Raw genomic sequence first — 21,093 nt, forward strand, 5'->3', positions numbered from 1 at the left:
AGCATCAGGAGTCGGTCCCCCGGGCAGAATCCCTCCAGCGGCTCCGTCACACCGTTGCCGGACCGCAATGCGGACAGGGGGTGACGGTGGCCAAAACGCTCCCCTAGATTGCCTGCACATTACAACAGGTGATCAGCGAGGAGATGGAGGCTCCACATGCCCGAGGAAACAGACGCGAAACCACCGACAGTCACACCGGTGAGAGTGCTCATCGCCCTCTGTCTCGCCGCCCCGTTCGTGGCGATGCTCTGGGTGGGTTCGTACGCGAAGGTGGACCCCACCTTCATCGGCATCCCGTTCTTCTACTGGTACCAGATGGTCTGGGTGCTGATCTCCACGGCGCTCACGATGGTCGCGTACAAGCTCTGGCAGCGTGACCAGCGCGCCCGCAAGGGGGGTGCGTCGGCATGAAGGACGGCGTGAACGGCGTCGCGCTCGGCGTCTTCATCTTCTTCTTCCTGGCTGTCACGGTCATCGGCTTCATGGCCGCGCGCTGGCGCAAGGCCGAGAACGAGGCCAGTCTCGACGAATGGGGCCTGGGCGGCAGGTCGTTCGGCACCTGGGTCACCTGGTTCCTGCTCGGCGGCGACCTGTACACCGCGTACACCTTCGTCGCCGTACCCGCCGCGATCTACGCAGCGGGAGCGGCCGGCTTCTTCGCGGTCCCGTACACCATCCTCGTGTACCCGCTGATCTTCACCTTCCTGCCGCGGCTGTGGTCGGTGTCGCACAAGCACGGGTACGTCACCACCTCGGACTTCGTCCGCGGTCGCTTCGGATCGAAGGGTCTGTCGCTGGCGGTCGCCGTCACCGGCATCCTCGCCACGATGCCGTACATCGCGCTTCAGCTCGTCGGCATCCAGGCGGTGCTTGACGTGATGGGCGTCGGCGGCGGCGAGAACACCAACTGGTTCGTCAAGGACCTGCCGTTGCTGATCGCGTTCGCGGTGCTCGCCGCGTACACGTACTCCTCCGGGCTGCGTGCCCCCGCGCTGATCGCGTTCGTCAAGGACGGGCTGATCTACCTGGTCATCGCGGTGGCAATCATCTACATCCCGATCAAGCTGGGCGGCTTCGACGACATCTTCGCCAAGGCGGGCGACGCGTTCTCGCAGACCAACCCCGCAACCGGCAAACCGCGCGGCGCCCTCGCACCGGCCGATCCCGGCCAATGGGGTTACGCGACCCTGGCCCTGGGGTCGGCGCTCGCCCTCTTCATGTACCCGCACTCGATCACGGCGACGCTCTCCAGCCGCAGCCGTGAGGTGATCCGGCGGAACACCACGATCCTGCCGTTGTACTCGCTGATGCTGGGCCTGCTGGCGTTGCTCGGCTTCATGGCGATCGCCGCCGGAGTCAAGGTGGAGAACGGACAGTTGGCGATCCCGCAGCTGTTCGAGAACATGTTCCCCGACTGGTTCGCCGGTGTGGCGTTCGCCGCGATCGGCATCGGCGCGCTGGTGCCCGCCGCGATCATGTCGATCGCCGCGGCAAACCTCTTCACCCGGAACATCTACAAGGACTTCCTGAAGCCCGACGCGACCCCGGCCCAGGAGACGAAGGTCTCCAAGCTGGTGTCGCTGCTGGTGAAGGTCGGTGCGCTCGTCTTTGTCCTCACCATGGACAAGACGGTCGCGATCAACTTCCAGCTGCTCGGCGGGATCTGGATCCTGCAGACGTTCCCGGCGCTGGTCGGCGGCCTGTTCACCCGATGGTTCCACCGCTGGGCGCTGCTCGCGGGCTGGGCCGTCGGCATGGTGTACGGCACGCTCGCCGCGTACGGAGTGGCGAGCCCGACCCAGGCGCACTTCGGCGGATCCTCGAAGGAGATCCCGGGGATCGGCGAGATCGGCTACATCGGTCTGACGGCGTTCGTGCTGAACGCCGTGGTGACCGTGGTGCTGACGTTCGTCCTGAACGCGGTGAAGGCCCCGGCGGGCGTCGACGAGACCTCCCCGGCGGACTACACGGCGGACGCGGGCGACCCGGGCGTCCGGGTGGAACTCCCGTCGGCCAGGCCCGAGTCGAGCCCGTCACCCGACGCGAGCCCGTCCGCCGGCTAGAAGACTGCTGAAAATCTTGTCGAAGGGTCCAGTCCTGTCCTGGGTAGCCGGGTATCGCCTGGGGTGGATGTTCTCAGCCGCTCCGACGGGGCGGCTCCCAGACCGAGCAGTCGTGTGCGAAGAGCACGCGTCGGGGGTCGAAGTCGGTGAGCCGCTCCAGCCATCGTTGATAGGTCGGAAGCGGCTGCTCCAGACCCTGGAGCGTGGCCTGGCGGGCAAGGTGATCCGACGCGAAATGGGACGCGAAGTCGTGCGCCTGACCGGCGAGGACCACCGTCCCATCGCTCTCCCTGACCACCAGCGACTGGTGCCCGTCGGTATGCCCGGGGGTCGGAATGATCCAGACTCCAGGCCAGACCTCGGCTTCGCCGCCGATCTCCTCGTAGGTCGCACCGGGGAAGTCGATGAGTTCGTCAATCGTGTAATCGCCTTGGCGAGCAGTGGCCAGCTCCACGGCCTGCACCAGGATCGGCTTTCTGGCCAGCAAGGGGTTCCCGCCGCAGTGGTCGAAGTGAAGGTGGCAGTTCACGACCAGGGAGACATCCGCGAGGGTGACGCCGACCGCCGCGAGGGCGCCCTCCAGCGGCCGTCGTTGAGGGCGGTAGTGGGCCTCGGCCTCGGGATCGGCGGATCCGACACCGGTGTCAAAGAGGATCAGTCCTTCATCGCGCCGCACCAAATAGGCGAGCACGGGTTCAACCCGCGGCTGAGGGCCGCCGGTCTCGGATGCAGGTCGGACGAAGTACCCCAGGTCGAGTCGATGCACCGCTGCGTTCCGCTCCATCCGGTCATGATGGCGCACCGTTGTGTTCTTTCCGGGTTGTCCACCGACAGCGGACACGGCGGGCTCACAGCGAAAACAGCTGGCCTGAGCAGCCGTCAGCGTTAGGGCCTTTCGTCTGGATCAGGCCCGATCCGGAAGACAGTCCCTGGTTCCCTCGCCGGTACGGCACACCCCCGGCATGGACCTGTTGATCCGCCCGATCACCCCAGCGGAACACACCGCCCTCGGGGAGATCACCGCCCACGCCGACCTCGACGACGGTCTGCTCGACTTCGGCGCCGACGATCCGTATCTCGAAAAGCTCCGGGCCGTGCTCCGTCGCGTCGCCGAGGCCGAGGTGTTCGTCGCCGTCGGTGCCGACGGCACGCTCCTCGGCGGAGTCACGTATGCACCGCCCGGCAATACGTGGGCTGACGTCGCCGGCCCCGACGAGGCCGAGTTCCGGATGCTCGCCGTCGCACGGGAGACGCGCGGCCTTGGCGCCGGCGAGGCGCTCGTACAGGCCTGTATCGACCGGGCTCGCGGCACGGAAGGCATCGCGCGGCTCGTCCTGTCGACGACGCCGGCCATGCTCGCGGCCCACCGGGGCTACCGCCGCCTGGGCTTCGTACGGACTCCGGAGCGCGACTGGGATCCCATTCCAGGTCTCCCGCTGCTCACGTACAGCCTGAGCCTGTCAACTACCCGTCGCTGAGGCGATGGGCTTGCGTTACGCGACATCACTGGCGGTGATGCGTTGTCCGCGTTCAGCCGTCCGCCGTGGAGGCGGGACGGCAGGGGCCGTTGACGGGGCCCCGCGTCGCCACAACGTCCACGCGCGGGCGCGGATGTTGCGGGAGCCGTTCCGGTCGGCGTGATCAACGAATCCGCACGACCGGCACACGAACCGGGCCTGGGAGACCCGGTTCGCCTTGTCGATGTGCCCGCACTGGGCGCAGGTGCGGGAGGTGTACGCCGGGTCGACGTACACCACCGGCACTCCTGCCCGGCGGGCCTTGTACACGATGAACTCTCCCAGCTGGGCGAAGGCCCAGGTGTGGAGCGTGGCCCGTTGGGGCTTGCGAAGCCGTACCCTCGCCCGGATGCCCGTGAGGTCTTCCAGGGCGATTCCGCGCGAGGTGCGTTCAGCCTCGGCCGCGATATGTTTCGCGATCTTGTGGTTGATGTCCCGGGCCCGCCGCGCGTCCTTGCGGCGCCGCCGTACGGCGCGGCGCATGGCGGACTTGGTGTTCTTCTTCTGCAGCTTGGTGCGCAGCTTCCGGTCGCGGAGCCGCATGCGGTTGAGCTGCCGTCCGGCCATGATGCGGCCGTCCGAAGTGGTGGCGATGTTCACGATCCCCAGATCAACCCCAAGGAAATCCACCGGATCGGTATTCAGTTCCGCTTCGGGCACCTCGCAGGTCGCGACCAGGTACCAGGAGCCGTCCCGGCACACCAGATCCGACTCACCCTTGCGATAGCGGGCGAGGGTGGCCAGCTGCTCCGTACTGCCGGTGAACGCGACTCCCTTGACCCGCCCGGCAGTCGTCCAGATCGAGACGGTGCGCGTGTCCATCTGCCAGGACAGCATCCGGTCGTCATAGGGCTGGGCCGCATGGGACCGGAAGGAGACCGGCTTGCCGGTGGTCTGGCGGTGGCGCTTCGTGCCGGGCCTGCCGAGGTTCCCCGCCCGCAGGTTCGCCTGCAGCGTGGTGTACGCGTCGCAGGTCTTCTTGATCACGTGCTGGGCGGCCTGCGCTCCCAGCCCCCACCGCTCCTTCACCTCGGCGTAGGTGTGCTCGCGCAGCGCGAAGTTCCGGAACGTTTCCCTCTCGAACGCAACCTCACTCGCCCACGAGGCTGCCTCGTTGCAGGCACGCAGGGTCGCCTCAAGTGCCGCCGCCTGCACGGACGTCGGTAAGAGCTTGACCTGCACCACCAGCTTCACCCGGCCAGACTAACGCCCAAGATTGACCCACGTCCTGAGATTAGGCACTACACACCGATATACACGGAGGAAGAATGATCATTCATACCCTGCACGCCCACTTGGTCTTCATCCCCACATACGGCGGGGCGTGTTCACCGACGAGATCCTGATGCGCTGCGCGCAGGTCATGGGGGACGTGCGAGCGGACTTCGGTACCACGCTGGTCGAGTTCAACGGCAAACAGGACCAAGTACGTTCATCTCCTGGTCCACTACTCGCCCAAAGTCGCGCTCTCCGAACTCGCCGGCTGCCTCAAGGACGCCTCCACTCGCCACCTCCGACAGGACTTGCCCGACCTCACCCACAAGTACCTGTGGGGCCAGCACTTCTGGTCACCGTCCCGCTTCGCCCCGTCCTGCGGCGGGGCACCCCTGTCCCTCATCAAGGAGTACATCGAGCAACAGAAACGACCCACCTGACCTTCGAAACTGTTCCAGCACTCCGCACCTACGAGCCACGGGAAACAATTCCTCCCGGGCCCAAGCATCGGGACTCCTTGTACGATCATGCTGAACCCGTACGACACAACATGTGGGGGCCGCCTCATCGGGCGGCCCCCACATGTATGCTCGTGCTCGCTGTCGCCGCAGGGAAATCCGGTGCGAATCCGGAACTGTCCCGCAACGGTGTATTCGGTGCCCCTTTGCGCACCCTGAAAGTCCGAGGACCTGCCGACAGCGCGTCCGGCTCGACCGATCCGGACGCCCAGACGTCCGGGCCTCGCGGATGGGCCGGTGGACGCCGCACGCAGTGCTGCCCTCCTTCTTCGGGCATGCCTCCGCGCGGCTGCCCCGCTCCCCCGCCGGCCCCGAGCCGAGCGAGGGAGAGCACCACGTGACCATCGCGCCAGCCGATCCGGCTTCAGTCGCCGAGTCCGCGGGAACCACGAACGACGGACCCGGTACCGCACTGCTGCGGACCCTGACCGACCTCACTGCCGATCTGCCCGACACCGACCCCGGTCGCGTCGCCGCCGCCGCGCTGCGCGGCCGCAACGCCGCGTCGGACGAGGCGGAGTTGCGCGCGCTGGCCACCGAGGCCGCCGCGGGTCTGATCGCCGAGGACCCCTCGTACTCCCGGCTCGCCGCCCGCCTCCTGACCCGCACCATCGCGGACGAGGCGGCCGGTCAGGGCGCGCTGTCGTTCTCCGCCTCGGTAGCCGTCGGCCACCGCGAAGGTCTGATCGCGGACCGCACGGCCGCGTTCGTGGCACTCCACGCGGCCCGGCTCGACGCGCTGGTCGAGCAGTCCCTCGCCGACGGCGCCGACGACCGGTTCGGCTACTTCGGGCTGCGGACGCTGCACAGCCGCTATCTGCTGCGCCACCCGCTCACCCGCCAGGTCATCGAGACGCCGCAGCACTTCATGCTGCGCGTCGCCGCCGGTCTCGCCGAGGACGAGTCGGTACGCGCACTGGACGAGGTCGCCTCGCTGTACGGCCTGATGAGCCGCCTCGACTACCTCCCCTCCTCCCCCACACTCTTCAACTCCGGCACCCGGCACCCGCAGATGTCCTCCTGCTATCTGCTGGACTCGCCGCTGGACGAGCTCGACTCGATCTACGACCGCTACCACCAGGTGGCGCGGCTCTCCAAGCACGCGGGCGGCATCGGCCTGTCGTACTCCCGGATCCGCGCCCGCGGCTCACTGATCCGCGGCACCAATGGGCACTCCAACGGCATCGTGCCGTTCCTGAAGACGCTCGACGCCTCGGTCGCCGCAGTGAACCAGGGCGGCCGCCGCAAGGGCGCCGCCGCCGTCTACCTGGAGACGTGGCACGCGGACATCGAGGAATTCCTGGAGCTGCGCGACAACACGGGCGAGGACCAGCGGCGTACGCACAACCTCAACCTGGCGCACTGGATCCCGGACGAGTTCATGCGCCGGGTCGACGCGGACGGCGACTGGTCGCTGTTCTCCCCCGCCGACGTGCCGGAACTGGTCGACCTGTGGGGCGACGAGTTCGACGCCGCGTACCGGGCCGCCGAGGCCAAGGGCCTGGCCCGCAAGTCGATGCCCGCGCGTGAGCTGTACGGCCGGATGATGCGGACGCTCGCGCAGACCGGTCAGGGCTGGATGACGTTCAAGGACGCCTCCAACCGGACGGCCAATCAGACGGCCGAGCCGGGTCGCGTCGTCCACTCGTCGAACCTGTGCACCGAGATCCTCGAAGTCACCGACGACGGCGAGACCGCCGTCTGCAACCTCGGTTCGGTCAACCTCGGTTCGTTCGTGGCCGACGGCGACATCGACTGGGAGCGGCTGGACGCCACCGTCCGTACCGCCGTGACGTTCCTCGACCGGGTCGTCGACATCAACTTCTACCCGACCGAGCAGGCCGGCCGCTCCAACGCTCGCTGGCGTCCGGTGGGGCTGGGCGCGATGGGGCTCCAGGACGTCTTCTTCCGGCTGCGGCTGCCGTTCGACTCCCCCGAGGCCCGCGCGCTCTCCACGAAGATCTCCGAGCGGATCATGCTCGCCGCGTACGAGGCGTCCTGCGACCTCGCCGAGCGTTCCGGTCCGCTGCCCGCCTGGTCAAAGACGCGCGCCGCCCGCGGCGTACTGCACCCCGACCACTACGACACCGAGCTGAGCTGGCCGGAGCGCTGGCAAGCGCTGCGCGCCCGGATCGCACAGACCGGCATGCGCAACTCGCTGCTGCTCGCCATCGCTCCGACCGCCACGATCGCCTCGATCGCCGGGGTGTACGAGTGCATCGAGCCGCAGGTCTCCAACCTCTTCAAGCGCGAGACCCTCAGCGGTGAGTTCCTCCAGGTCAACGCCTACCTGGTGAACGAGCTGAAGCAGCTGGGCGTGTGGGACGCGCGGACCCGCGAGGCGCTGCGCGAGGCGAGCGGCTCGGTGCAGGGCTTCGCCTGGATCCCGGAGGACGTACGGGCGCTGTACCGCACGGCGTGGGAGATCCCTCAGCGCGGTCTGATCGACATGGCGGCGGCGCGTACACCGTTCCTGGACCAGAGCCAGTCGCTGAACCTGTTCCTGGAGACGCCGACGATCGGCAAGCTCTCCTCGATGTACGCCTACGCCTGGAAGCAGGGGCTCAAGACGACGTACTACCTGCGCTCACGCCCGGCCACCCGGATCGCCCGGGCGGCGTCCGGTCAGGCCACGGTCGCCGCTGCCCTTCCCGGACAGCAGGCTTCGGCTCCCGACGCGGACGCGATCGCCTGTTCCCTCGAAAACCCCGAGTCCTGCGAGGCCTGCCAGTAATGAGCTCAACCGACAAGAATCTGCTCGACCCGGGCTTCGAACTGACCCTGCGGCCCATGCGCTACCCGGACTTCTACGAGCGCTACCGCGACGCGATCAAGAACACCTGGACGGTCGAGGAGGTCGACCTCCACTCCGACGTCGCCGATCTCGCCAAGCTGACACCCGCCGAGCAGCACATGATCGGCCGGCTCGTCGCGTTCTTCGCGACCGGCGACTCGATCGTGTCGAACAACCTTGTGCTGACGCTGTACAAGCACATCAACTCCCCCGAGGCGCGGCTGTATCTGTCGCGGCAGCTCTTCGAGGAGGCCGTGCACGTCCAGTTCTATCTGACGCTGCTCGACACGTACCTGCCCGACCCGGACGACCGCGCGGCCGCGTTCGACGCGGTGGAGGAGATCCCCTCCATCCGCGAGAAGGCGCAGTTCTGCTTCAAGTGGATGGATTCGGTCGAAAAGATCGAACGGCTGGAGACGAAGGCGGACCGCCGACGCTTCCTGCTGAACCTGATCTGCTTCGCGGCGTGCATCGAGGGGCTGTTCTTCTACGGCGCGTTCGCGTACGTCTACTGGTTCCGCTCGCGCGGTCTGCTGCACGGTCTCGCCACGGGGACCAACTGGGTCTTCCGTGACGAAACGATGCACATGAACTTCGCGTTCGAGGTCGTCGACACCGTCCGCAAGGAGGAGCCCGACCTCTTCGACGACGAGCTCCAGCAGCAGGTCACCGACATGCTGAAGGAGGCCGTCGACGCGGAGCTGCAGTTCGGCCGCGACCTGTGCGGCGACGGACTGCCGGGCATGAACACCGAGTCGATGCGCGAGTACCTGCAGTGTGTCGCCGACCAGCGGCTCACCCGGCTCGGCTTCCCGGCGGTGTACGGCTCCGAGAACCCGTTCTCGTTCATGGAGTTGCAGGGTGTTCAGGAGCTGACGAACTTCTTCGAGCGCCGCCCGTCGGCGTACCAGGTGGCGGTGGAGGGCTCGGTCGCCTTCGACGACGACTTCTAGACCCTGACCCCGGCTCTGGGATACGGGCGCCGCGTGGCCGTGACCGGCTGCGCGGCGCCTGCCGTTTCCGGGGGCTCCGCCCGCCGTTCGTACTCCGCGGCGCGCAGCTCACGGTCGATCCGGCGCTCCCGTGCGAGCCCGATGAGTGCGGGCAGCAGGACGAGAGCGAAAAGTGCGGCTATGGCCAGGAAGTTCATGAATGTGTTCATGCCCCTACTGTCGTCCGTGCGGCCGTATTTCGGCAGTGGCAGGACTGTCACGCAGCATCGAATTACTGCCACACTGACGTCATGCTGAAGAATGTCGCCGCTCTCCTGCTCGACGAGGTCCACCCCTTCGAACTCGGCGTGCTGTGCGAGGTGTTCGGCCTCGACCGCAGCGACGAGGGCCTGCCGGTCCACGATTTCGCGGTGGTCTCCGCGGAAGGCCCGTTGCTGCAGACCCATGCCGGATTCACCATCAGCACACCGCACGGACTGGACCGGCTGGAGGAGGCCGACCTCGTCGCCGTACCGGCCGGCAGCCACTTCATGGACCGGGAGTACCCCAAGGAGGTCCTGGACGCCCTGCGCCGTGCGGTGGACCGCGGGGCGCGCGTGCTGAGCGTCTGCTCCGGCGCGTACGTCCTCGGCGCGGCCGGGCTGCTGGACGGCCGCCGCTGCACCACCCACTGGCGCCACGCCGCCGAGCTGGCCCGCCGCTTCCCGCGGGCCGTCGTCGAGCCGGATGTGCTGTACGTGGACGAGGGGCCGGTCATCACCTCGGCCGGCACCGCCGCCGGGATCGACGCCTGTCTGCATCTGGTCCGTCAGGCGCACGGCCCCGATGTCGCCAACGCCATCGCCCGCCGCATGGTGGTGCCGCCGCACCGGGACGGCGGCCAGGCGCAGTTCATCAAGCGCCCACTGCCGCGCACCGCGTGCGACACGGTCGGCGGGACGCTCGCCTGGATGGAGCGCCATCTCGACCAGGAGATGACCGTCGAACAGCTCGCCGCGCAGGCGCACATGTCGCCGCGCACCTTCGCACGCCGCTTCCAGCAGGAGACGGGCACCACCCCGTACCGCTGGCTGCTACGACAACGAGTCCTGCTGGCACAGCACTTGCTGGAGACCTCCGATGAAACGATGGATGTGATCGCCAGCCGGACCGGCTTCGGAAACGCCGCAGCGTTGCGTCATCAGTTCGTCAAGTCCCTGGGCACCACTCCGAATTCCTACCGCCGCACGTTCCGTGGCCCGACACCGGTCTCCGAAGCCGCCTGATCCACATCAGACCTGACGTCCGATCATTCGTCCAACCATTTTCCACATCAGTCCATGGACCATGGTCCCCGCTTCCCGCAAAGGTCGGGCGCATGGACATGCGGATGGCAAGACGAAGGACGATCGGAGCCTTGGTGACTGCGCTCGCCGCCGCGCTGCTGCCCTGGCAGAGCGCGGCGGCCGAGGGCGGCTCGGCCGCCGCGGCCCCGCCCGAGGTGCTGCCCACACTCCGCGAATGGCAGGACGGTCAGGGCGAGTTCACGCTCACCGACCGGGCCAGAATCGTGCTGGACGGGGTGCGGGACAGTCGTACGGCCGCCGACGCAGGCCGATTCGCCGGCGAACTGAACGGCAAGGCATCGGTGTCACGGGGTCGCGCGGCCCGTTCCGGGGACATCGTGCTCCGCCAGGACCCGTCCCAGAAGGGCGAGTTGGGCGCGGAGGGCTACCGTCTCGACGTGGGCGACCGGCTCACTGTCACCGCGGCGACCTCCACCGGTGTGTTCTACGGGAGCCGGACCGTCCTCCAGCTGCTGAACGACGACGGCCGAGCCGCACGCGGTTCGGCGACCGATGTGCCCGCGTACCGCGAGCGCGGAGTCGGAGTCTGCGCCTGCTACATCAACGTCTCGACGCAGTGGTTCGAGCGGCTGATGAAGGACATGGCATCGCAGAAGCTCAACCAGCTGTGGATCGAGGCCAAGGTCAAGAGCGGCACCGATCCGGCGTCCGCCTTCTGGGGCTACTACACCAAGGCGCAGGTCCGCACGCTGGTCGCCATGGCCAGGAAGTACCACATCGAGCTCGTGCCGGAGATCAACTCCCCCGGCCACATGGACACCTATCTGGAGAAGCACCCGGAGCTCCAGCTCAAGGACCGCGGCGGGGTCGCCTCCCCGCCCCGGCTCGACATCTCCCGGCCCGAGGCGCTGGCGTACTACACCTCGATGGTCGACGAGGCGCTGAAGGTCTGGGACAGCCGCTACTGGCACATGGGCGCCGACGAGTACATGATCGGCTCCTCCTATCCGAACTACCCGCAACTGCAGGCCGCGGCGACCGCGAAGTTCGGTGCGTCGGCCACTCCGGACGATCTCTTCACCGATTTCATCAACCAGGTCAACGCGCATGTGAAGGCGGACGGCAGGTCGCTCCGGATCTGGAACGACGGGCTCGCCGGCAGGAACACCGTCGTCCCGCTGGACCGTGACATCACCGTCGAGCATTGGCTGGGCGGCGGTTCCATCCAGCAGCCGTCCTCGCTGCTGGCCGAGGGCCGGCCGGTCATGAACTCCGCCTACTCGCTCTACCTGGTGCGCGGCGGCTTCACGATGCAGACGCAGAAGCTGTACGAGAGCGACTGGACGCCGTTGCGTTTCGAGGGCCAGACGCTGTCCCAGGGGGCGGCCGACCTCACCGGCGCGAAGATCAGCCTGTGGCCGGACAGCGCGGCGGCCGAGACGGAGAACGAGGTCGAGGCGAAGACCTTCATGCCGCTGCGATTCGTGGCGCAGGCGACCTGGGGCGGCCCGAAGCCGAGCCCGACGTACGCCGGTTTCGAGGCGCTCGCCCGGAGGATCGGTCACGCACCGGGCTGGGAGAACACCGACCGCACGCCGCTCGCCGACGGTACGTACCGGCTGACCACGGGCGCGAAGGCACTCACCCCCGGGGCGGACGCGGGTGTGTCCCTGGTCAAGAACAGCGCGGCTTCCTGGGCGCTGACGGCGACCGCCGACGGGTACTACACGGTGCGGTCCACTGAGACCGGTCAGTGCCTGGACGCGGTGCGCGGCAAGAAGTATCTGGGCGCGCCGCTGGAGGTGGGGGCGGAGTTGTCGCTCGGGAACTGCTCGGCGACGGCGCGCACGCAACGCTGGCAGCTGGATACCGGGGCGGGTGCGCTGACGCTGCGCAACGCGATCTCGCAGCTGCACCTGACCGAGCGGGCTTCGGACGGCGTCGCGGTCCAGACGACGGGCGCGACCCGGCTGATGGCGGGCGCCGCCTGACCGGACCCTGCCGAGGGCGCAACCCGCCCGAGGCGCCCCGGCCGACGGTGCAATCCGCCTGACGCCGCGCAGAACGGGGCCCCGCCCGCCGGATCACCTGATCGCCGGCGCGCGGGGCCCTTCCATGTGCGGGGTCAGATGCCGCAGTTGGGTGCCGACCAGTAGTGGCTGGGGCCCTGGTTCACGTGGACGTGGTCTCCGTGGTCCGGGTACCCCGGGCCGAGGATCCCGTTGAAGCCGTGGTTACGGGCTTCCTTGGCCAGGGTGCACAGGGCGTGCGGCCCGGCTCCGAGGTCGGCCGCGTCCCCGTACAGATGGCGGCTGTTCGAGGCGCCGCCGACCGCGCTGTTGCAGGCCGTGGAGCGGAAGCCGCTGGTGACCCGGATGGACTGGTCACCGAGGGCGTGCCGCAGCGCCTCCAGCTTCCACATCGTGCTGAGGGCGTTGGCCTTGGCCGTGCCCGCCGCGACGGCACCACCTGCCCAGGTGCTGTTGCAGGTGTTGTGTTCGGCATACGTGAAGTGGATCGGCGTGCAGTCGTCGTCCTGGAGTGCGTAGAGCTTGGCCTGGGTGGCCGGGCCGGCGACGCCGTCCGCGGCCAGGCCGTAGGCGGCCTGGAAGCGTGTGACGGCTGCGGTGGTGGCGGGGCCGTACGAGCCGTCGATGGCGAGTACGGAGTTGTAGCCGGGGTAGCCGGCAACCCGGATCTGGAGCTGGACGACGTCGTTGCCGGTGGCGCCCGGAGACAGGGTGCGGGTCCAGGTGTAGCAACCGTCGGCCTGTGCGGTGCCGGAGGTGATCACCGCCCCGCCCCAGGTGAAAGCCATGGTCATGACAAGACCGAGCAGGAGTCTTGCGGTACGTCCGAGCATGGGGGCTCCCTACCACGACGAAGGTATGGAGGCAGAGCCTGTCGGAACGGTCGACGCGCGTCAACCAGGCTTGAAGAAAGGGCAGTTGAGGATCAGTGGGAGTACGGAGGAACGCAAACCGGCCCGGCCCCGCACGCGGGGGGACCGGGCCCGCCGAAATCTAGCGCCCCTCCCGGCAAGCTTTGCCCCGTCGCACCGCCCAGCACGCCCGCTCGCCGCATTGGCCAAAAGCCCTGGTAGCTCCGCTACAAGGACTTCCGGCCGCCTTGCGATCGCACTCACCGGACGACGCTCCTCAAGGGCAAACATTGCCGGTCACGGCACTAATCGTTCGGCACGATCTCGTAGCGCGGCGTGTTCTCCGCCATCTGCCGCAGCGCGTCCTTGCGGTCCCGCTTCGAGAGCCGGTCGATGTACAGGTAGCCGTACAGGTGGTCCGTCTCGTGCTGCAGGCAGCGCGCGAAGTAGCCGTTGCCGCGGATCCTGACCGGGTTGCCCTTGGCGTCCTGTCCGCGCACCACCGCGTAGTCCGGGCGGGCCAGCGAGGCGTACGCGGTCGGGACGGAGAGGCAGCCCTCGTTGGAGTCGTCGAGGATGCGCTCCTCCGGCGGCAGCTCTTCGAGCACCGGGTTGCAGACGGCGCCCACGTGCCGGACCCCGTCGTCGTCCTGGCAGTCGTAGACGAAGACCTTGAGGTCCACGCCGATCTGGTTGGCGGCCAGGCCCACGCCCTCCGCCGTACGCTGGCTGGCGAACATGTCGTCGATCAGCCGGCCCAGCTCGTCACCGAACTCGGTGACGTCCTTGCACTCCTTGTGCAGCACCGGGTTGCCCACGACCGTGATCGGACGGGAGGTCCCGCGCTCGCGGTACGCCGCCTCACGCGCCTCACAGTCCTCGGTGTCCACGACGAAGCCTTCGTCGTCGACGCTGATCTGCTCGTCCGTCTCCTGCTGCGCCATGTCCGCCGTACGCCTTCCTCAAAACCCGAATCGATGCCCGTACAGCGTAACGGCCTCCCCCACGGCAGGGAGCGGGCTCCCGATCGCGGGGAGTCGCCCACGGCCGGGCCGCAGACGCACAGCTCAGCAGACTTCTTCGAGATCCCGCCACTCACGGCTGTCCGGGCTGTCCGCCACCCAGCCGTCCAGCAGCCCACGCACCAGCCCGGCCGGGGCCGCTATCCCGCACTCGCGCTCCGGCACCCACAGGTCTCCGGCGGTGCGATGGCCGAGCGGACCCGGATGGCCGGGCTCGCTGTGGTCGTGCGGGTCGAGATGCTCGCCGTCACCCTCGTCGCTCTCCATCCGGCTCTCGGAACAGGCCCGGCAGAGCAGCCGCACGGATGACGACCAGTCCTCGGCGGCGAACCCGGCATCGGACGCCAGCTGCTCAAGAGCGTCCCGGTCCGCCTCCGTGGCCGCTTCGAGGAGAACCACCCAGGTGGGTACGGGGGACGGCGCCCAGAGCTCGATCTCGTCGAACACAGGGTACGAAGGGCCGGCCGCGGTGACCCGCTCGCCGTGCGGTACTCCATCGTGCAGGACGACCTCGCCCCAGCGCCGCCCGGAGGAGGGCAGCGGGATCGACAGCACTTCCATCCGGGCCGGATCCAGCCTGCGGCCCCAGACGACCTCGGCCTCGCCCTCGGGCGACAGCCGCACGGCCGCGCTGCCCAGCTCCATACCGACCGGCTCGCTGTTGGCCGCCGCCGTGTGCTGGCCGGCGCCGGGCACCTTCAGGCCGTACGCCTGCCAGGCGCGGCGGGCCAGGGGCCAGTCCTGCAGGGCGGTGGCGGCGATCCCGACGTTCCACCAGTCGGGGGCGCCGGACTCCTTGTCGAGGAGCGCGACGGCGCGCAGCCCGGCCGCTCTCGCCTGCTCCCAGTCATGCCGGAATTTGTGCAGCAGCGCCAGGTTGAACCATGACTCGGAGAGCCAGGGTTCCAGGTCCGCCGCCCGTGTCAGCAGTGCGCCCGCGTCCTCGTACCGGCCGTCGCCGATCAGCGTGAACGCGCGGTCCGTGGCCTGCCGCCAAGAGGCGGAGGGCCGATGCCGTACCTTCCCGAAGATCCTCACGATTCCCGCCTGTCCCGACTGGACACCCTCGTCTTGCGCTCTCCTTCGCATCCAACCATGCCTGGCAGGACGCCCGCTCATTACCCATGGGTTACCCAGGCGTGACGGGGGTCAGACCGCCCCGGGCCAGGACCTTGGCAAGCGATTCGACCACCTCCGGCTGGTAGTCGTGGGCGGTGCCGAGCCGGAGCCGTTCCAGAGCGCCGAGCGGGCCGCTGAGACCTTCCCCGCAGAGGTCGTCGTATGCGTTGACGGCGCGGACGATCCGGGCGGGCAGCGGCTGCTCGCGGTACGGGTCGGCCTGCCGCTCCACCACGACGGCAATCTCGGAGTCCACGCCGGTCTGCCGGACCACGGCCCCGCCCAGCAGCGCGATCCGGCGCTGCTCCGCGGCGGGCAGCGGGGCGGTCGCCCCGTCGGGCACCGGGTCGACGAGGGAGAGCTGACCGATGTCGTGCATCAGGGCGGCGTACTCCAGCACGGTGAGCTCGGCCCCGGAGAGCCCCAGTTCCCGGCCGACGGCTGTACAGAGGACCGCCACCCTGCGGGCATGCCCGTGGGGGGTGTAGCCGGCGATCTCGGTGGACCGGGCGAGCGAGGCGATGGTCTGCCGGTAGGTGGTGCGTACGGCGACGAACCTGCGGAACGACACCTGGGTCAGCAGCAGAGGTACGCAGAGCACGGGCAGCGCCCACAGCCCGGCGACCGCGACCCCCAGCGCCATCACCGCACCGGTCGCACAGACCGCCGAACCGATGCCGAGGAGGGCGCGCAGCTCGTCGCGGAGCAACGGTCCGTACGGGATGGACGTGCCTCCCCTGCTCCGGAAGGCATGAGGGAGGGCGCCGGAGCGCAGCAGCAGGGCGCCGAGCACGGCGTCGCACAGGGCGGTGAGCCCGAGCAGGACGAGAAGGAAGAGCGCGAAGAACGGTCCGTCGCCGAACCAGTCGGCGGTCCGGCCGGAGTTGTAGAGCGGCTGGAAGCACACGGCGGCGAAAGAGACGGTGACGATCCGCCGCGCGAGCTGGTCGGCGGTGGGCCCGCTGCCGCGCGCCACATGGGGCACGGCGGCGACAAGCTGCGCGGCGACGAGAACGGCGATGACCTGGAGGACCCCGTGGGTGGTGGGTTGCCCGCCACTGCGGCCGAGCAGGGCGTAGGCGAGCGCGCCGGCGGCCCCGAGAGGCGCGGGCTCCCGCTCCCCGGGCAGCGCACCCCAGCGGGCGAGTTCGCCGACGGTGATGAGCACCCCGAAGGCAAGGGCATGCCCGGGCTGATGAACTCCGTGCCAGAGAGTGTGGGCCAGCCCCCCGAGGGCGAGCACAACGGCACCGCCACGAACGGCAGGGACGGCGCCGGTCACCGGGGACGTTCCGCTGCAGCGTCGAGCCCGTCGGCATCATCGAGCCCGTCCGGCGGCCGAGGACGAGACGCCTGCCGGACGAACCCGGAGCACGTACCCGCACCCGCACCCGCACCCGCACCCGCACCCGCCAACGGAACTGCCTCGTCCGCCGTCACCGCCACCGACTCCGCAGCCCACCCGCACCGCCCCACCGCCCGCGCCAGCGCCCGCACCATCTGCGGATCGAACTGCGTCCCCGCACAGCGCTTCAGCTCCGCCACCGCCACCGGCACCGGCCGTCCCCTGCGGTACGACCGCGTCGACGTCATCGCGTCGAACGCGTCGGCCACCGCGACGACCCGTGCGAACTCGGGAATCTCCCGCCCGCTCAGCCCGTAGGGGTAGCCGCTGCCGTCGAGCCGCTCGTGATGGTGCAGGATCGCCGCCCGCGCCTCGCCCAGGAAGCCGATGCCCCGGACGATCTCGTGGCCGTACTCCGGGTGCAGCTCGATCACGCGCCGTTCCTCCGGGGTGAGCGGCCCGTCCTTGCGCAGCACCCGGGTCGGCACGCCGAGCTTGCCGACGTCGTGCAGGATCCCGGCGAACCGGAGCACTTCGAGCCGGTCCTCCGCCATGCCCAGCTCCCTGGCGATCAGCACGGAGGCCCGCCCGACGCGCTCGCTGTGCCCCCGGGTGTACGTGTCCTTGATGTCGACGGCCTGCACCAGCGCCCGGATGGTGGCGCGGTGTGCGGCCTGCTGGCGGTGGTACTGCGAGAAGGCCCAGCAGGAAATGTGCATCGGCAGCAGGACGAAGAGCGCCGACAGCGGCCCGTACGAGCTGCGCCACAGCAGGGCCATCATCAGTCCGGCGAGCCCGTGCACCAGGTGTGGTCCGAGCGAGCTCGGCAGCAGCCCGCTCCAGGCCCGCCTGACGGGCAGCCGTTCGGCCGCGGCCAGGATCGAGCCGTCCAGGGCGGTCAGGACGAGACTGAAGGCCAGCGCGGCGACGCAGGCGGGCAGGACGGCGTACGGGAAGTCGGGCAGCAGGCCGGGGTCGGGCCCGCCGAGCGTGGCGCCGCCGCCGAGCAGGCCATGGACGGTCGACGCCACCCAGACAGTGATCACCAACTGGGCCGTGCGCCAGACGCGGCGGGCCGCGACGGGCGCGTTCTCCACCCGGCCGGCGAGTGAGCCGGGGATCGCGACCAGCGCCGCGGCGGCGGGCGGCAGCAGGAACGCCGCCGCGAGCAGCAGCGGAAAGAACGATCCGGCACTGATCGGTACGGAACTGCCGAAGAACGGGTAGCGTCCGGGCAGTTCACAGGCCAGATAGAGCCCGGCGAGCAGACCGACGGTACCCCAGGGCACCTCCGTACCGCCGGCCGGCAGTGCGGGCCGCACACAGAGGACAGCGCAGACCGCGGCGGCCAGAATGACCGCGCGCGCCGCACCCCCGGTGCCTCTCACCCGACCCGCCCGCCCCCCAACTAGGTCAATGGAGGCGCCACGCTAGCGAGTTGGGCACTCGGTCGAGCACGGTTGAGCCCGATTAGCACGTTCGGGTGAAGCGCACGCGTCGGCGGTGGTGAGGGTGAGGGCGTGCCACGACAGTCGTGGCACGCCCTCGGCGTGCAGAAAAGGCCCCCGTCCTCAGGGGTGGCCGCCGGTCAGTCCGTGGCGGCGGTCGGCAGCTCGGCCACCACGTCCTGGTCCGGCACGGCCTGCCCGGAGCGGATCAGATCGATCCGGCCCATCACCTTGGAGCGCAGGTCGGCCGGCACGTCGTCGTGACCGCAGCAGCGCTTGACCAGCTTCTTCACCGCCTGCTCCAGCCCGTACTTCTCCAGGCACGGGGAGCACTCCTCGAAGTGCACCTCGAACTTGGTGCAGTCGCTGTCGGGCATCTCATGGTCGAGAAACTCGTAGAGATGATCGAGGACCTCTGAGCAGTCCGTCTCGTGCGGCTCTCCGCAGCTCATGAGCCCGAGCCTTTCCGATCGTCCGACTCTCCGGCACCGGCCGGGACGAGCCCGCGCTCACGGGCGTAGTCCTCCAGCATGCCGCGCAGTTGGCGGCGGCCCCGGTGCAGTCGGGACATCACCGTACCGATGGGAGTCCCCATGATGTCCGCGATCTCCTTGTAGGCAAAGCCCTCTACATCGGCGAGATAAACCGCGATGCGGAACTCTTCGGGAATCGCCTGCAGCGCGGACTTCACGTCCGAGTCCGGCAGGTGATCGAGCGCCTGCGACTCGGCGGAGCGCAGACCTGTGGACATGTGCGACTCGGCGCGCGCCAGCTGCCAGTCCTCGATCTCCTCGGCGGCACTGCGCTGGGGTTCGCGCTGCTTCTTGCGGTACGAGTTGATGAACGTGTTGGTGAGGATGCGGTACATCCACGCCTTGAGGTTCGTCCCCTCGCGGAACTGGTGGAAGGAGCCGTACGCCTTTGCATACGTCTCCTGAACCAGGTCCTCGGCGTCCGCGGGATTGCGCGTCATGCGCAGCGCGGCCGAGTACATCTGGTCGAGGAAACCGAGGGCGTCCCGCTCGAAGCGCGCATTGCGCTCGGCAGTCGTCTCCTCCGCGCGGCCGTCGTCGGTCCCTGTGTCGGTACCGGTGACCGGACCCACCTCCTCCAACGCTGTGGCGGTTCCGAGACCGGACCCGCTCGAATCGGAGAATAGTCGACCTTGCTTCGACGCGGGCTGTCGTTCCGATCCGCTCCGTGCCCGCCCGGGGGTGGTCTTCGCCGCGTGCAGCACCGTCCACTCCAGGTCAGCGGCGTTCGAGCGGCGCGGGCAGATGGTCGAACCCATGCGACGGACTCCCTCTCCACGTAGGACGTTGATGTACCGATGTCCCCGTCAACAGTGGTCCCCGACGCGACATTCCCGGGGTGCGCCGGGTCGTCCGCGCGGGTGTGAGCCGATCCACCCGGGGGATGTACGGGCCTGCGTCACGGGAGTCGGTCCAGCCACTCCGTCACGGCAGTGGTGAGGAGTTCCATCGCCCGGTCCTCGGTCAGTCCGGACTTCTTCGGTACGGCGAAGCCGTGGTCCCCGTACGGCACCTCGGCGATCTCGTATTCCCCCGGAGGGAATTCGGCCGGCCGACCGAACGGGTCGTGGCCGCCCTGCACGACGAGCGTGGGGACGCCCGCGCCGAGCAGCTCGTCCTTGCGGGACTTCTCCGGTCTGCCCGGCGGGTGCAGCGGGAAGCTGAGCGCGAGGACGGCGTGCGCGCCGAGCTCGGCCGCCGTGCGGCAGGCCACCCGCGCGCCTGCGCTGCGTCCGCCGGCAACGACGGGCAGCCCGGGTGCGGTGAGGGCGGGCCACAGGTCGCGCCAGCCGGTGTCCAGCGTCTTCGGGGCGGGCGCGAGCTTCTTCCCGGCGACCCGCCACGGTTGCTCCACCAGGGCGACGGTCACGCCGCGTGCGGGCAGTGCGGCGGCCAGTGCCTGGAGGTCGCGGGCCTCGATGCCGCCACCGGCCCCGTGGCTGACGGCGAGCACCAGGCGAGGTCGGCGCGCGGGCAGCCAGGTGATCCGGGCAGGCCCGGTGGCGGTGTCGACCGTCTCGGCCGTCGGGGCTGTCTCTCTACGACTCACAGCGCCCATCCTGCCCGGTCAGAAGAGCGTGCCGACCTCCGGCGCGGTCAGTTCCTCCAGGAGCTCGGGCCCGTTGTTGCGGACGTTGCTGACGGCCGTGGCCACCGGGTACGCCCGCATCAGTCCGCCGGGCGGCGGTGCCAGCAGCGCCCGCAGCTCCTCGACGTCGGTGCGCGAGGGGTCCAGCCAGGCGTCCCAGCGGTCCGGGGTCAGCATCAGCGGCATCCGGGGGTGGATGTCGGAGAGCGCGCCCGGGCCCTCGGCGGGGGCGACGGCGAGCGGGGTGGTCTCCGCCTCGGTGGTGATCACGGAGCAGGTCACCCACCAGGCCTGCGGGTGGTCGTCCGGCAGCGTCCGGTCACGCCAGAACTCGTACAGTCCGGCCATCGCGAAGACCGATCCGTCGGCGGGCGTCACGAAGTACGGCTGCTTCCGCGGCCGCTTCTTCTTCCCCTTCTCCTCCAGCTGCCGCTCGTCGGCGCCGGTGACCCACTCGTAGTAGCCGTCGGCGGGCAGGATGCAGCGGCGCGAGACGAAGGGGCGGCGGAAGGACGGCTTCTCGTGGACGGTCTCCGCGCGGGCATTGATCATCCGGGCTCCGCCCTCGGGCGACTTGGCCCATGAGGGGACGAGTCCCCACTTCAGGGCGCGCAGCTGGCGAACCGGGCGTTGATCATCCGCGTCTTTCAGGGGACGTTCCAGTACGGCGTAGACCTCTTTGGTCGGCGCCACGTTGTAGTCGGGCTCCAGTGCCTCCGCCGGTTCCCATTTCTCGACGCCGAAGAGTCCGGTGAGATCCTCGGGCCGCCGACTCGCTGCATACCGTCCGCACATAAGTGCCAGACTGCCA

General features: G+C 69.3%; 19 protein-coding genes, 1 pseudogene and 1 riboswitch. Of the genes and pseudogenes, 8 read left to right on the forward strand and 12 right to left on the reverse strand.

Going from position 1 to position 21,093, the window contains the following annotated elements; genetic code table 11:
• Positions 1-156: 156 nt before the first annotated feature.
• Together OG395_RS21565 and mctP are read left to right on the forward strand one after the other, a co-directional pair.
• Positions 157-411, forward strand: a complete 255-nt coding sequence (locus OG395_RS21565) for a DUF3311 domain-containing protein (protein WP_327244425.1) — start codon at positions 157-159, stop codon at positions 409-411.
• The gene (mctP, locus tag OG395_RS21570; protein WP_266981678.1) at positions 408-2,063 is read left to right on the forward strand and encodes a monocarboxylate uptake permease MctP; all 1,656 of its coding nucleotides are present in this window, start codon (positions 408-410) and stop codon (positions 2,061-2,063) included. The genes OG395_RS21565 and mctP overlap by 4 nt, the downstream gene beginning before the upstream one ends.
• Before the next feature lie 73 nt (positions 2,064-2,136).
• On the opposite strand, the gene OG395_RS21575 is transcribed toward mctP, so the two are convergent.
• A complete protein-coding gene (locus OG395_RS21575; RefSeq protein ID WP_327244426.1) occupies positions 2,137-2,847 on the reverse strand; it encodes an N-acyl homoserine lactonase family protein in 711 nt (236 codons plus the stop codon).
• A 178-nt stretch (positions 2,848-3,025) separates the two neighbouring features.
• On the opposite strand from OG395_RS21575, the gene OG395_RS21580 reads away from it, so the two are divergent.
• On the forward strand, positions 3,026-3,541 hold the full coding sequence (locus OG395_RS21580) for a GNAT family N-acetyltransferase (RefSeq protein WP_327244427.1): 516 nt from the start codon (positions 3,026-3,028) through the stop codon (positions 3,539-3,541).
• A 15-nt stretch (positions 3,542-3,556) separates the two neighbouring features.
• Here the strand turns inward: OG395_RS21580 and OG395_RS21585 are convergent, their stop codons facing one another.
• Positions 3,557-4,774: an RNA-guided endonuclease InsQ/TnpB family protein gene (locus tag OG395_RS21585; protein ID WP_327244428.1), complete on the reverse strand. Its 1,218-nt coding sequence runs from the start codon at positions 4,772-4,774 to the stop codon at positions 3,557-3,559.
• 74 nt (positions 4,775-4,848) lie between these two features.
• On the opposite strand from OG395_RS21585, the pseudogene tnpA reads away from it, so the two are divergent.
• From tnpA to OG395_RS21600, 3 genes and pseudogenes are all read left to right on the forward strand, one after another.
• Positions 4,849-5,235, forward strand: a pseudogene (gene tnpA / locus OG395_RS21590) (IS200/IS605 family transposase).
• Between the two features lie 159 nt (positions 5,236-5,394).
• A riboswitch (adenosylcobalamin-variant (AdoCbl-variant) riboswitch) is annotated at positions 5,395-5,494 on the forward strand.
• A 156-nt stretch (positions 5,495-5,650) separates the two neighbouring features.
• Entirely contained in the window at positions 5,651-8,047 is a 2,397-nt protein-coding gene (locus OG395_RS21595) for a ribonucleoside-diphosphate reductase subunit alpha (RefSeq protein ID WP_327244429.1), read from the forward strand.
• Positions 8,047-9,060 carry a ribonucleotide-diphosphate reductase subunit beta gene (locus OG395_RS21600; RefSeq protein WP_327244430.1) on the forward strand — a complete coding sequence of 338 codons (1,014 nt, stop codon included), beginning with the start codon at positions 8,047-8,049 and terminating at the stop codon, positions 9,058-9,060. Before OG395_RS21595 ends, OG395_RS21600 begins: the two co-directional genes overlap by 1 nt.
• Here OG395_RS21600 and OG395_RS21605 read toward each other — a convergent pair.
• Positions 9,057-9,269: a hypothetical protein gene (locus OG395_RS21605; protein WP_327244431.1), complete on the reverse strand. Its 213-nt coding sequence runs from the start codon at positions 9,267-9,269 to the stop codon at positions 9,057-9,059. The genes OG395_RS21600 and OG395_RS21605 overlap by 4 nt on opposite strands.
• 81 nt (positions 9,270-9,350) lie before the next feature.
• Between OG395_RS21605 and OG395_RS21610 the strand changes: the two genes are divergently transcribed.
• Complete coding sequence (locus tag OG395_RS21610; protein WP_327244432.1) at positions 9,351-10,325, forward strand: GlxA family transcriptional regulator; 975 nt, start codon at positions 9,351-9,353, stop codon at positions 10,323-10,325.
• A gap of 131 nt (positions 10,326-10,456) precedes the next feature.
• Positions 10,457-12,337 carry a family 20 glycosylhydrolase gene (locus OG395_RS21615; RefSeq protein ID WP_442818586.1) on the forward strand — a complete coding sequence of 627 codons (1,881 nt, stop codon included), beginning with the start codon at positions 10,457-10,459 and terminating at the stop codon, positions 12,335-12,337.
• A gap of 134 nt (positions 12,338-12,471) precedes the next feature.
• On the opposite strand, the gene OG395_RS21620 is transcribed toward OG395_RS21615, so the two are convergent.
• The 9 genes from OG395_RS21620 to OG395_RS21660 all read right to left on the reverse strand — a co-directional run bounded on the left by OG395_RS21620 (position 12,472) and on the right by OG395_RS21660 (position 21,077).
• A complete protein-coding gene (locus OG395_RS21620; protein ID WP_327244433.1) occupies positions 12,472-13,209 on the reverse strand; it encodes a D-Ala-D-Ala carboxypeptidase family metallohydrolase in 738 nt (245 codons plus the stop codon).
• 323 nt (positions 13,210-13,532) lie between these two features.
• Positions 13,533-14,171, reverse strand: coding sequence for a peptide deformylase (gene def, locus OG395_RS21625; protein WP_037689027.1), 639 nt, complete (start codon positions 14,169-14,171; stop codon positions 13,533-13,535).
• A gap of 123 nt (positions 14,172-14,294) precedes the next feature.
• Positions 14,295-15,287: a tetratricopeptide repeat protein gene (locus OG395_RS21630; protein ID WP_037689618.1), complete on the reverse strand. Its 993-nt coding sequence runs from the start codon at positions 15,285-15,287 to the stop codon at positions 14,295-14,297.
• 91 nt (positions 15,288-15,378) lie between these two features.
• Positions 15,379-16,650, reverse strand: coding sequence for an HD-GYP domain-containing protein (locus OG395_RS21635; protein ID WP_327244434.1), 1,272 nt, complete (start codon positions 16,648-16,650; stop codon positions 15,379-15,381).
• Entirely contained in the window at positions 16,647-18,101 is a 1,455-nt protein-coding gene (locus OG395_RS21640; RefSeq protein ID WP_327244435.1) for an HD-GYP domain-containing protein, read from the reverse strand. Before OG395_RS21640 ends, OG395_RS21635 begins: the two co-directional genes overlap by 4 nt.
• A 200-nt stretch (positions 18,102-18,301) precedes the next feature.
• Positions 18,302-18,613: a mycothiol system anti-sigma-R factor gene (rsrA, locus tag OG395_RS21645; protein ID WP_327244436.1), complete on the reverse strand. Its 312-nt coding sequence runs from the start codon at positions 18,611-18,613 to the stop codon at positions 18,302-18,304.
• Entirely contained in the window at positions 18,610-19,266 is a 657-nt protein-coding gene (locus OG395_RS21650; protein ID WP_266990480.1) for a sigma-70 family RNA polymerase sigma factor, read from the reverse strand. Before OG395_RS21650 ends, rsrA begins: the two co-directional genes overlap by 4 nt.
• 326 nt (positions 19,267-19,592) lie before the next feature.
• Complete coding sequence (locus OG395_RS21655) at positions 19,593-20,243, reverse strand: alpha/beta hydrolase family protein (protein ID WP_442818587.1); 651 nt, start codon at positions 20,241-20,243, stop codon at positions 19,593-19,595.
• Between the two features lie 18 nt (positions 20,244-20,261).
• Positions 20,262-21,077, reverse strand: a complete 816-nt coding sequence (locus OG395_RS21660; RefSeq protein ID WP_327244437.1) for an SOS response-associated peptidase — start codon at positions 21,075-21,077, stop codon at positions 20,262-20,264.
• Between the last annotated feature and the right edge of the window lie 16 nt (positions 21,078-21,093).

Source organism: Streptomyces sp. NBC_01320, assembly GCF_035974375.1.
Lineage (GTDB): Bacteria > Actinomycetota > Actinomycetes > Streptomycetales > Streptomycetaceae > Streptomyces > Streptomyces yanii.

Excerpts from the sequence above, each read along its gene's own strand:
- OG395_RS21565 (WP_327244425.1), top strand. The coding sequence starts at position 157 with ATGCCCGAGGAAACAGACGCGAAACCACCGACAGTCACACCGGTGAGA.
- mctP (WP_266981678.1), top strand. The coding sequence starts at position 408 with ATGAAGGACGGCGTGAACGGCGTCGCGCTCGGCGTCTTCATCTTCTTC.
- OG395_RS21575 (WP_327244426.1), bottom strand. The coding sequence starts at position 2,847 with ATGGAGCGGAACGCAGCGGTGCATCGACTCGACCTGGGGTACTTCGTC.
- OG395_RS21580 (WP_327244427.1), top strand. The coding sequence starts at position 3,026 with ATGGACCTGTTGATCCGCCCGATCACCCCAGCGGAACACACCGCCCTC.
- OG395_RS21600 (WP_327244430.1), top strand. The coding sequence starts at position 8,047 with ATGAGCTCAACCGACAAGAATCTGCTCGACCCGGGCTTCGAACTGACC.
- OG395_RS21605 (WP_327244431.1), bottom strand. The coding sequence starts at position 9,269 with ATGAACACATTCATGAACTTCCTGGCCATAGCCGCACTTTTCGCTCTC.
- OG395_RS21610 (WP_327244432.1), top strand. The coding sequence starts at position 9,351 with ATGCTGAAGAATGTCGCCGCTCTCCTGCTCGACGAGGTCCACCCCTTC.
- OG395_RS21620 (WP_327244433.1), bottom strand. The coding sequence starts at position 13,209 with ATGCTCGGACGTACCGCAAGACTCCTGCTCGGTCTTGTCATGACCATG.
- def (WP_037689027.1), bottom strand. The coding sequence starts at position 14,171 with ATGGCGCAGCAGGAGACGGACGAGCAGATCAGCGTCGACGACGAAGGC.
- rsrA (WP_327244436.1), bottom strand. The coding sequence starts at position 18,613 with ATGAGCTGCGGAGAGCCGCACGAGACGGACTGCTCAGAGGTCCTCGAT.
- OG395_RS21660 (WP_327244437.1), bottom strand. The coding sequence starts at position 21,077 with ATGTGCGGACGGTATGCAGCGAGTCGGCGGCCCGAGGATCTCACCGGA.